We start from the raw sequence: 10,969 nt of genomic DNA on the forward strand, positions 1-10,969 counted from the left end.
TCTGGGATTTTTGCCCCGAGGCTTTAAGGTAGATAACAACGTGGAGCATCAGTAATAAAGGAGCACGCATGACCACCGTGTTCGGTTGGATCGCTATAGCTGCATCGATTCCGGTGTGGCTGTACTTTTTCACCCGCGTATGGGCCCTCTTTAAGTTCATCCGCTCCGGCGGACCTAACCAGCTCAAGCGCACCGATAATATAGGCAAGCGTTTATGGCGCGTTATTGCAGAGGTCTTTGGCCACTCCCACTTCAAGGGTAAACCGCTGGTCAATGCCGCCCACTGGCTGGTAATGGTGGGCTTCCTCTTTGGCATTTTGGTGTGGTTTGAGGCCTATATCCAAACCTTCGCGCCGGATAAGGGCTGGCCGTGGCTCAGCCACTGGCCGGTTTACCACTTCGTCGAGGAAGTTTTGGGCATCGCGACGGTCCTAGGTATTGGCTTCCTTATCGGCGTGCGCTTCAAACTCGGCGATACTGAGCGGGGCAGCCGCTTCTTCAATTCTCAGACCGCCTCAGCACGCTGGGTAGAGTTCATTGTCTTTTCTGAGGGACTCGGCATGATCTTGGTGAAATCCACCAAGATCGCCACCTACGGCGGCGGTTCCGCCTGGGCGGATTTCTTGAGCATCCACTTGGCCAAGCTCTTCCCCGAATCCCCGGCATTGGTGAGCTTCTTCGCCTTGTTCAAGCTGCTGTCCGGCATGCTGTTTATCGTCTTCATTTCCCGCAATTTCCAATGGGGCGTGATGTGGCACCGCTTCACCAGCTTTTTCAATATCTTCTTCCAGCGCAACGCCACCGGTGAAAAGGCCCTACAATCCCTGCCCACCCCGGACTTGGAGGAAGACATCACCCCAGGTAGCTGGAAGATGCTGCTGGATTCCACCTCGTGTACCGAGTGCGGCCGCTGCCAAGAACTATGCCCGGCGTGGAATACCGAAAAGCCTCTGAGCCCCAAAAAGGTCATGATGGATCTGCGTCAGGGCGCACTGGATAATTACAACCCGCACGAAGGCCTGGATGTGCTGTCCATGGCCGGCGTCATCGACGATGACGTGCTGTGGTCTTGTACTAACTGCGGTGCCTGCGTGGATCAGTGCCCAACCGATATTGAACACATCGACCACATTGCGGACCTGCGCCGCTTCAAGGTGCTCGCAGAATCGGACTTCCCTTCCGAGCTCACCGGCTTGTTTAAGAATATGGAAAACAAGGGCAATCCATGGGGCCGGAATAATTCTGAGCGCCGCGCCTGGATCGATGAGGCCCGCGCCGATGGCATCGATGTCCCCATCATCGGTGAGGACGAGGCCGATTTCTCCGATATGGAATACCTGCTCTGGGTGGGCTGTGCTGGCGCTTATGATGACGATGGCCGCCGCACCACTCGTGCCGTAGTAGACCTGCTGCATACCGCAGGCGTAAAGTTTGGCGTGCTCTCCACGGGTGAGACCTGTACGGGTGATCCTGCCCGCCGCGCCGGCAACGAGTTCCTTTTCCAGATGATGGCGCAGCAAAACGTTGAAACCCTCAACAACGCCTTTGACGGCGTGCCGGAGGGCCAGCGCAAGATCATCACCACCTGCCCGCACTGCTTTAACACCATCCGCAATGAGTACCCGGACTTTGACGGGCACTTCGACGTCTTCCACCACACCCAGTTGCTCAACCGGCTGGTGCGCGAAGGCTTGCTCAAGCCAGTGCCACGCACGCCGGAAAACCGCAAGCCCATTACCTACCACGATCCTTGCTTCCTCGGCCGCCACAATAAGGTCTTCGATCCTCCACGCGAGCTGCTCGAGGCCACCGGCGTGGAGCTGCGCGAGATGGACAAGAACCGCGACGAGGCCTTCTGCTGTGGCGCCGGCGGCGCCCGCATGTTCATGGAGGAAAAGCTCGGCACCCGCATCAATGACTTCCGCACCGAGCAGGCTCTAGAGACCGGCGCGGAAGAAATCGCCACCGGCTGCCCCTTCTGCAATGTCATGATGACCGGCGGTGTGAAGTCCTTGGCTCAGGATTCCGCTCCCACCACGAAGGTCAATGACGTGGCAGTGATGCTGCGCAATTCCATCTCCCTCGACGAGTCCGGCACCCTGCCGGAGCCCCGCCCCAAGACGTTCCTTGCTACCCCGGTGCGCCACCAGAAGTCCGCGGGCACCAATGAAGCCCCGCTTGCCGACGCCCCCACTTCCGCCACCCCAAACACCACCCACACCCCGGCCGCTTCTGCAGCACCGGCCGCACCCGCAGCGCCGGCTGCACCGCAAGCTCCTCAAGCACCGGCTGCACCCGCAGCACCAAGCGCGCCTACCTCACCGAGCGTCCCGGCAGCACCTGCGCCCAAGGCACCAACCGCGCCGACCCCGCCTAGCGCACCTGCAGCGCCAGCGGCACCAGCCGCACCAACTGCTCCACAAGCACCACCGGCACCCGTCGCACCAGCCGCTCCCGCGGCACCGAGCGCACCCACCCCTCCAAGTGCTCCAGCAGCACCTGCGCCAAAGGCACCAGCCGCTCCAACACCACCAAGCGCACCCGCAGTACCGGCTGCGCCCGCGCCAAGTGCACCTTCTGCGCCTTCGGCACCGACCCCGCCAGCTGCACCGCAGACTCCCCAAGCACCGGCAGCTCCCGCAGCGCCAAGCGCGCCTACCCCACCGTGCGCCCCGGCAGCACCTGTACCAAAAGCACCAGCTGCTCCAACACCGCCAAACGCACCCGCAGCGCCCGCAGCACCGACGCCCCCAGCGGCGCCGAAACCACCACAGGCGCCAGCTGCTCCGAAGCCCCCACAGGCTGCGCCGCCAGCACCTCCGGCGCCTCCGGCACCGCCGGCGTCGGAAAGCGTGCCCAAGCCACCTGAATCTGAGTAGGCACGCAGGGGCATTGGTGCGTACGCTGTAGTCCATGCATTTTAATGCGGGACTCGCCACCGATGCCCTGCTGCTGGCGGCAGGCGCAACTGAAAATACAAATTCCCTCGTCTCTTTCGCCTGGATTATGGCCGCGGCTCTACTCGCGCCGCTGGTCTCTTATATGTTGGGCTACCGCCTGCCGTCGGTGGCCCTCTTGCTGATTTTCGGCATGATTATTGGCCCTTCCGTACTCGACCTCGCGGCCGAGGACGAAGGAATCGAAATGCTCAAGGAACTCGGCGTGGGCGCGCTGTTCCTCCTCGCCGGCTTTGAGATTCAAATCTCCACCCTCAAAACCAAGGAAGCCGGAACGGCGCTATCCACTTGGGCAATCTGTGCCCTCGCCTGTGGTGTGGGCGCCTACTTCCTGGTAGATAACGTGCCAGGTGCCATCGTCGTCGCCTTGGCACTGACATCAACGGCGCTCGGCACGCTCACGCCGATGCTGAAACAGGACCGCATTCTGGGCACCAAGGTGGGCAACTCCGTGATGATTCATGGTGCCATTGGTGAGGTCGCCCCCATTACCGCAATGGCACTCTTACTGGGTACTCGTTCCACGCTGACGACGATGATCATTTTGTTGTTCTTCATCATCATCGCCGTTGCCGTCGCCGTCATGCCAGCGGCCATCGCCTCGACCATCCCTTGGGTGAAGACCGCCTTTATCTCCGGTGCGGGCTCCACCAATCAGACGATCTTGCGTCTTATCATCCTGATTCTGGCCATTCTTATGGCCGTTACCGCAGTCTTTGAACTCGATATTGTGCTCGGTGCCTTTGCTGCCGGCATCATCTTGAACCGTATTATCCCGGATGAATTTCACCGCCGCCTAGAGCACCGCCTCGATGTGGTGTTTTATTCCATGCTTATCCCAGTCTTCTTTGTGGTCTCTGGCATGAGCATTAGCTGGGATACCATCGCCAATAATCCGTGGAAGGTACTGGGCATTCCAGCTCTCATTTTGGTAACCCGTGGCCTGCCCGTCTTCTTGCGCGAAAATGTTGGGCATACCGGATCTGATATTGAAACCTTCCGCCAGCGCCTCCAAGTAGGTTTGTATTCCGCCACCGGTCTGCCGATCATCGTGGCGGTAACGTCCCTGGCGGTCAATTCCGGAATCATGGAGGCGGAAAATGCCTCGATCTTCGTCTCTGGTGGAGCGCTTACTGTCGCCATCTTCCCGTTCTTGGCCAGCCTGGTGGGCGGAAACGAGCAAGAAAAGAAAGACGAGAAGACCCCTAACGCTGAAACGAAGGACCTATAGGACGCGTTCGCTGAGAGCACGTCCCTGGAAGGGAAGAATTTTCCTAGACTGGAAAATGTGAGTAATAACTTTGGTTCTTCCCCTATCAGTCGTACGATGCGTCTGTCCGATTCCGAGCGCAACGATGCCATCAATGACCTCGCCCGCGCCGTGGGTGAAGGCCGGTTAACCATGGAGGAGTTCGAAGACCGCTCGGACGACGTCATGCGCGCCCACACCCACCAAGACCTCGTGCCCGTCTTCCAAGACATTCCGGCGCGTGGTTCCCACGAGGTCAAGGTCTATTCCCGCGGTGAGGTCACGCGCGCCCATAATGCGGGCAAGAAGCCAAAGTTTGCGACCGCACTTTCCGGCTCGGTGGTGCTTGCCGTTGCCAGCCCAACGCTTATCGTGATGAGCGCGACCTTGAGCAGCCCATGGCTTTTGCTGGGAGGCGCGGTAGCAGCCGCGCTCATCCCTATCCTGTGGATTCTGCTCTACGTTGCCAAGGTGGGCCCTTCCTCGTGGCACGCCCCATCCGTGCGCCAAATTGAAAAAGAGCAATTGCGCGAGATTCGCGCGCTCACGGCGCATGAGCGCGCACAGCAAAAAATGATCGAAGAAAAGATGTGGGCCGATCGCCGCATGCAAGCCGGCGAAATTACCGGACAGGCTATGGATCTGGCCAAGCGCAAGTTCAGCGAGTGGAATAAAAAATAGTCATTGCCGCTGTTAAAGCGTTTTGTGTGGCTGTGATCGTGGCACAATATTCCCATGACTTCTCCGAAACACCGCATCTTTGACCAGTCCGACAAGCTCAAAGGCGTCGCGTATGACATTCGCGGCGAGGTCTCTGCGGAAGCGGAACGCATGGAGCTCGATGGGCACACCATCTTGAAACTCAACACCGGTAACCCAGCCGTCTTTGGCTTCGAGGCTCCCGATGTCATCATGCGCGATATGATCGCTGCCCTGCCTACTTCCCAGGGCTATTCCACCTCCAAAGGAATCATTTCTGCTCGTCGGTCCATTGTTACCCGCTACGAGCTTGAAGATTTCCCACCCTTTGATATCAACGATGTCTTCTTGGGCAATGGCGTCTCCGAGCTCATCAGCATGACCACCCAGGCGCTGCTCAATAATGGCGATGAGGTTCTCATCCCGGCGCCGGACTATCCACTGTGGACGGCAGCTACTTCCCTGGCAGGCGGCACCCCAGTGCACTACCTGTGCGATGAGGAGGACGACTGGAACCCATCGATCGAGGACATCGAGTCCAAGATCACGGATAAGACCAAGGCCATTGTGGTCATCAACCCGAATAACCCAACGGGTGCTGTCTACTCGCGCGAAGTTTTGCAGAAGATTGTCAACATCGCCCGCGAACATAACCTGCTCATCTTGGCCGATGAGATCTATGACCGCATTCTTTACGACGGCGCGCAGCACATCTCCATCGCTTTGCTCGCCCCAGACCTGCTCACCATCACATTTAATGGCTTGTCCAAGGCCTATCGCGTGTGTGGCTACCGTGCCGGCTGGATGGTACTTACCGGCCCTAAGCACCACGCCCGTGGCTTCATCGAGGGACTGGAGTTGCTCGCCGGAACGCGCCTATGCCCGAATGTGCCAGCGCAGCACGCTATCCAGGTGGCGCTAGGTGGCCGGCAGTCTATCTTTGAGCTCACCGGTACCGGCGGGCGTCTTTTGCGCCAGCGCAATATCGCCTACGAGAAGCTCAATGAGATTCCCGGCGTTTCCGCGGTAAAGCCTATGGGCTCGCTCTACCTCTTCCCGCACCTGGATCCGAATGTGTATGAAATCCATGATGATGCCAAACTCATGCTGGATATTTTGAAGGCGGAAAAGATCCTCATGGTGCAGGGAACCGGCTTCAACTGGCCGAACCCAGATCACTTCCGCGTAGTCACGCTGCCGTGGGCATCCCAGATCGAAAACGCCATCGAGCGCCTAGGTAACTTCCTGGTGAGCTATAAGCAGTAGCTTTCTCCCCCGCCAGTTGCTAATGATACTGATAATCCATAACAATATGGTGCATGGGAAGACATTCTGCGGGACCTAAATCTCAGCCGACCCCTAGTTCATGGGGTCGGCTTTCTACTTCGATAACTCACCATCCATGGCGATCAACCTTGCTCGGCGTGCTCGTCACAGCGCTTATTGCCACCATTGCGGGCATGGCAGTGCTGTGGCCTCAGAGTCCAGCCTCCGAGCACACCTCCACTGATTTTCAGCAAACCTATGCCCTCAACCACCCACAGGTCGAGGGCACGGTCGACACGACAGATCACTCGGCTTGCCAATCGGAACTTACTGGACAGGCCTTTGATAAACCGCCGCTCATTCCAGGGACTGAGCAAGTGCAGTGCGACCGCGCCTTGGTCAACATCACCTCCGGCGAGGACGAAGGACGCATGACTCAATTGGTCACCTACGGAAATGCCGGCGATCCGCAGCTCAAACCGGGCGACAAAATTGTTCTTTCCAAGGCTAATGACCCTTCCGGTACTGTGTCCTATGCTTTCGCTGACTATCAGCGCACCGGAAGCCTAGCTCTGTGGGCAGTAATCATAGCCGTCGTCATTATCGCTTTTGCGGCCTGGCATGGCGTGCGCGCCCTTATCGGCTTGGCGCTCAGCCTAGGCGTGATCTTTGCGTTCCTCGTCCCCGCTCTTATCGACGCCCATAATCCCCTGTGGTCAGCACTCGTTGCCTGCTCCGCTATCATTCTGCTCGCCGTTCCTCTCGTCCACGGACTGAATTGGAAATCGGCATCGGCGGTGGGCGGCTCCCTTAGCGCTCTCATTCTTGCAGCAGCGTTAGCGTGGGCCGCTATCGATAGTTCGCAGCTTCAAGGCTACAGTTCCGAGGACAACCTGAAGCTACTTCTTTATATGCCCAACGTGTCCATCGTGGGCGTGCTCTTATGCGGCTTTGTAGTCGGTGCCTTGGGCAGCCTTGCCGACGCCGCCGTGGCCCAAGCATCCACCATTACCGAACTCCACGGAGCGGACCCTGATGCCCGCCCTACACAGCTTTTCCTCTCCGCAATGAAGGTGGGCCGCGATCACATCGCCTCCATGGTCTATACGTTGATTCTCACCTATACCGGCGCGGCCTTGCCGCTGCTCATGCTGATTACCGCAGCAGAACGCCCTGCCGGCCAGATTTTGAGCAGCGATCTCGTCGCTACTGAGCTGCTGCGTTCCGGAGTAGGTGCGATGGCATTGACCCTCGCGGTTCCCATCACTACAGCCATTGCAGCTTTCACAGTGCCACAGCGCGCACAATCTTAGGGCCCTTATGCAGAACGCTGAGCAGCGCAATAATCACGCTGCTCAGCCTTTGTATCTCAGAAGTAGAGGACCTAGAGGGTGCGCCCCAAGGCATCGACCTTCCAGCCCGCCTGTTGCCAGTCTGCAACAGGCAGCACATTGCGGCCATCGATAATGTGCTTATTGTCCACGAGCTGGCCCGCTTGCTGCGGATCCAATTCCTTGAACTGCTTCCACTCGGTTGCCAGAATAACTAGCTCAGCCTCGCGCAGGGCATTGTCAGTGTCCGCGGCGTAATCCAAGGTGGGGAATACCTTCTTCGCGTTGTCCATGCCTTCTGGGTCATAGACGGTTACTGCCGCGCCAGCCAGCGACAGGGAACCGGCTACGGCAAGGGCGGGCGAATCGCGCACGTCATCGGAATTCGGCTTAAACGCGCAACCCAATACGGTCACGCGGTGGCCAAGCAGGGAGCCATTGAAGGCTTCCTTGGCTAGGTCCACCACACGGTCACGGCGGCGCATATTAATGGCGTCCACCTCGCGCAGGAAGGTCAGCGCTTGGTCGGCGCCGAGCTCGCCGGCGCGGGCCATGAAGGCGCGGATGTCCTTGGGCAGGCAACCGCCGCCAAAGCCGAGGCCAGCGCCAAGGAACTTACGGCCGATGCGCTCGTCGAGCCCGATGGCGTCGGCAAGAGCGGTAACGTCTGCACCAGCAATCTCGCAGATTTCGGAGACTGCGTTGATAAAGGAGATCTTGGTGGCCAGGAACGCATTAGCGGAGACCTTGACCAGCTCGGCGGTCTGCCAATCCGTCACGATGAATGGGGTGTCCTGCGATAGCGGCTGAGCATAAACCTCGCGCGCTACCTCTTCGGCACGACTTTCGCCTTCGCGCACACCGAGAACGATGCGGTCTGGGGTGATGGTGTCCTTGACGGCGTAGCCCTCACGCAGAAACTCCGGGTTCCATGCGATTTCCACGGTGGTGCCTTCTGGGGCAAGCTCATTGGCCAACTCCTGGAGCTCTGCAGCCGTTCCCACCGGAACGGTGGACTTACCAAAGATGATGTGATCACCCTTGAGCTTGGGCACCAGATCCGTGATGACGGCCTTCACGTAGGTCATATCCGCTGCGTAGGAACCGCGGCGCTGCGGGGTACCTACGCCCAAAAAGTGCAGGTTGCCGAACGCGGCTGCTTCTTCATAGTCCGTGCTGAAGTCAAGACGGCCGGCCTCGATATTGCGCTCGAGAACCTCCGGTAGGCCCGGTTCATAGAACGGAACCTTGCCCGATTTAAGAGCGGAAATTTTATTGTCATCTACGTCCACGCCTAGTACTTCATGGCCAAGCTCGGCCATGCAGGCAGCATGGGTTGCACCCAAGTATCCGGTGCCGATTACAGTCATACGCATAAAGCCCCATATTAGAGGCTCTATGTGAATGCCGGTTTAAGCCTATCGAAAATTCAGGTAAGACTTCGATGGCGTCGGTCCGCGCTGACCCTGGTACTTCGAGCCCAGCGAGCCGGTGCCATATGGGCTTTCCGCTGGTGAAGTCATCTTGAAGATAGCCAGCTGCCCCACCTTCATGCCCGGCCACAGGGCGATGGGCAGGTTGGCGGTATTAGAAAGCTCGAGCGTGATGTGACCGGAAAAGCCTGGGTCAATAAAGCCCGCGGTGGAGTGGGTCAACAATCCTAAACGGCCGAGGGAAGACTTGCCTTCCAAGCGGCCGGCCAAGTCTGCCGGCAGGGTGAATTTTTCCAGCGTGGCGCCGAGCACGAACTCGCCTGGGTGCAGGATGAAGGACTGATCTTCTTCTACCTCCACCAAGGTGGTGAGGTCCGGCATTTCCTCTTTGGGGTCAATATGCGTGTACCGCGAGTTATTGAAGACTCGGAAATACTTATCTAGGCGCACGTCCACGGACGAGGGCTGGATAAGTTCGCTGTCGAAGGGCTCGATGCCCAATTCTTCGGTGTCAATGGCGGCACGGATATCACGATCTGAAAGAAGCACGGCCCCAATTCTACTCATGCTAAAGGCCGCGGTGTATAGTAGGCCGGAGCGTACAAACGCGCAGTGCCGACGTAGTTTAATGGTAGAACTGCAGCTTCCCAAGCTGCTGGCGCGGGTTCGATTCCCGTCGTCGGCTCCACTTGTTTTCCCATTTCATGGACTAATTTCATACCTACAGGATGGACCATGACAGCCCCTATCTTCACGCCTAAAACCACAGCGGATCTTCGCGCTGAGCGTGAGCATGTACTTCAAGATCTTGCGCCCCGCACAATCGATGAGCTCCACGAACAGCGCGCGGTTGATCAAATCTTGGTCATCGACGAGGCAACTCTGAATCGGTATGAAGCCCTGTGCTTTGTTATCGGCGACTAGACAGACACGTTTTCTCTCAGAGCTACATCTTCCCTAGCCTGAGATTCAAAAACTACCCCCACGCCAATACCAGGACGCACCGCAACAGACCCCACACAGGAAGGACACAATGGGCAAGCAGGAACCAGCGGAAAACACCGACGCAGCCAAGAAAAAAGGCACCAACCACAACGCCATCATCGCGTTGATCCTGATTCTCGTCGGCCTCGGTGTCTTGCTCTACCCCGTCGTGGCCACGCAGTGGAACAACCACACCCAATCACGCGCCGCGGAGGAATACGCCAAGCTGGAAAAGCAAGCCCCGCCTGAGGTACTGCACACCGCGTGGGACGAGGCGCAGTCTTACAACGCGCAGCTGGGCCAAATCAGTGTGGAAGACGCTTGGACCACCACCGATGACGAAGACTCCCCCAAGTACCAGCGCTACCGCCAATACCTGTCTGTGCTGTCGGAGACCGATGCCATGGGCCGCATTGTTATCCCCTCCATCGATTCCGATCTGCCCATTTATCATGGCACCTCAGAAAAAGCACTCTCCCGCGGCGCTGGCCACCTCTACGGCACGGACCTACCTGTCGGCGGCGTAGGTGAGGGCGAGGGTCGGCACGCAGCACTTTCCGCTCACACGGGCCTACAAAATGCCACGTTGTGGGACAATCTCGGCAAGGTTAAGGAGGGCGATGTTTTCTATATCGCAGCTGGTGGCGAAAAGCTGAAATACGAGGTCCACGACGTTCGCGTAGTCGAACCTGCTGACACCAGCTCTCTTCACCGCGAGGCTGATCAGGACCTCATCACTCTCATTACCTGCACCCCCTACGGCGTAAATACCCACCGCTTGCTCGTCACTGGCCACCGAGTGCCGATGGATCCGAAAGACGAGGCCGCATTCAACAGCTCTGGTATTCACTGGCAGTGGTGGATGTGGGCCATTCTGGCTGCCGCTGCCATCATCGTGCTTCTTCTCATCTACTGGTGGCGCAAATATGTCAGCAATGCCAAGGACACCGTGATTGACGACGACCCGCAGGACTCCTAACCGACAATGAGCATGCAATAAGGCCCGCCCTTCCCTGGTTATTGGAAGAGCGGGCCTTTTCTAAAGTTGCC

9 protein-coding genes and 1 tRNA gene are annotated in these 10,969 nt (G+C 58.3%); 8 read left to right on the forward strand and 2 right to left on the reverse strand.

The genetic code is table 11. The annotated features are described in order from the left end of the window. Positions 1 to 68: 68 nt before the first annotated feature. From MHX61_RS01290 to MHX61_RS01310, 5 genes are all read left to right on the forward strand, one after another. A complete protein-coding gene (locus MHX61_RS01290; RefSeq protein ID WP_239191744.1) occupies positions 69 to 2,879 on the forward strand; it encodes a (Fe-S)-binding protein in 2,811 nt (936 codons plus the stop codon). Between the two features lie 34 nt (positions 2,880 to 2,913). Then, entirely contained in the window at positions 2,914 to 4,188 is a 1,275-nt protein-coding gene (locus MHX61_RS01295) for a cation:proton antiporter (protein WP_239191747.1), read from the forward strand. Between the two features lie 96 nt (positions 4,189 to 4,284). Next, a complete protein-coding gene (locus MHX61_RS01300; protein ID WP_204611400.1) occupies positions 4,285 to 4,887 on the forward strand; it encodes a DUF1707 domain-containing protein in 603 nt (200 codons plus the stop codon). A 54-nt stretch (positions 4,888 to 4,941) separates the two neighbouring features. Then, a complete protein-coding gene (locus MHX61_RS01305; RefSeq protein ID WP_239191754.1) occupies positions 4,942 to 6,171 on the forward strand; it encodes a pyridoxal phosphate-dependent aminotransferase in 1,230 nt (409 codons plus the stop codon). 149 nt (positions 6,172 to 6,320) lie between these two features. Next, a complete protein-coding gene (locus MHX61_RS01310) occupies positions 6,321 to 7,484 on the forward strand; it encodes a YibE/F family protein (RefSeq protein ID WP_239191757.1) in 1,164 nt (387 codons plus the stop codon). Between the two features lie 71 nt (positions 7,485 to 7,555). Here MHX61_RS01310 and MHX61_RS01315 read toward each other — a convergent pair whose 3' ends face one another. Together MHX61_RS01315 and dcd are read right to left on the reverse strand one after the other, a co-directional pair. Further along, on the reverse strand, positions 7,556 to 8,878 hold the full coding sequence (locus tag MHX61_RS01315) for a UDP-glucose/GDP-mannose dehydrogenase family protein (protein ID WP_239191760.1): 1,323 nt from the start codon (positions 8,876 to 8,878) through the stop codon (positions 7,556 to 7,558). 42 nt (positions 8,879 to 8,920) lie between these two features. Further along, positions 8,921 to 9,484: a dCTP deaminase gene (dcd, locus tag MHX61_RS01320; protein WP_239191762.1), complete on the reverse strand. Its 564-nt coding sequence runs from the start codon at positions 9,482 to 9,484 to the stop codon at positions 8,921 to 8,923. Between the two features lie 65 nt (positions 9,485 to 9,549). On the opposite strand from dcd, the gene MHX61_RS01325 reads away from it, so the two are divergent. The 3 genes from MHX61_RS01325 to MHX61_RS01335 all read left to right on the forward strand — a co-directional run bounded on the left by MHX61_RS01325 (position 9,550) and on the right by MHX61_RS01335 (position 10,898). After that, positions 9,550 to 9,623: transfer RNA gene (locus MHX61_RS01325), tRNA-Gly, on the forward strand. A gap of 47 nt (positions 9,624 to 9,670) precedes the next feature. Further along, positions 9,671 to 9,859: a hypothetical protein gene (locus MHX61_RS01330; RefSeq protein ID WP_005325457.1), complete on the forward strand. Its 189-nt coding sequence runs from the start codon at positions 9,671 to 9,673 to the stop codon at positions 9,857 to 9,859. Positions 9,860 to 9,968: 109 nt separating this feature from the next. After that, complete coding sequence (locus tag MHX61_RS01335; protein ID WP_239191764.1) at positions 9,969 to 10,898, forward strand: class C sortase; 930 nt, start codon at positions 9,969 to 9,971, stop codon at positions 10,896 to 10,898. Positions 10,899 to 10,969 lie beyond the last annotated feature (71 nt).

The organism is Corynebacterium sp. ACRPF, assembly GCF_022347395.1.
Taxonomy (GTDB): domain Bacteria; phylum Actinomycetota; class Actinomycetes; order Mycobacteriales; family Mycobacteriaceae; genus Corynebacterium; species Corynebacterium tuberculostearicum_D.

Bases quoted from the DNA above. Each gene is read 5' to 3' on its own strand.
- MHX61_RS01305 (WP_239191754.1), top strand. From the start codon at position 4,942: ATGACTTCTCCGAAACACCGCATCTTTGACCAGTCCGACAAGCTCAAA.
- MHX61_RS01290 (WP_239191744.1), top strand. From the start codon at position 69: ATGACCACCGTGTTCGGTTGGATCGCTATAGCTGCATCGATTCCGGTG.
- MHX61_RS01300 (WP_204611400.1), top strand. From the start codon at position 4,285: ATGCGTCTGTCCGATTCCGAGCGCAACGATGCCATCAATGACCTCGCC.
- MHX61_RS01295 (WP_239191747.1), top strand. From the start codon at position 2,914: ATGCATTTTAATGCGGGACTCGCCACCGATGCCCTGCTGCTGGCGGCA.
- MHX61_RS01335 (WP_239191764.1), top strand. From the start codon at position 9,969: ATGGGCAAGCAGGAACCAGCGGAAAACACCGACGCAGCCAAGAAAAAA.
- MHX61_RS01315 (WP_239191760.1), bottom strand. From the start codon at position 8,878: ATGCGTATGACTGTAATCGGCACCGGATACTTGGGTGCAACCCATGCT.
- MHX61_RS01330 (WP_005325457.1), top strand. From the start codon at position 9,671: ATGACAGCCCCTATCTTCACGCCTAAAACCACAGCGGATCTTCGCGCT.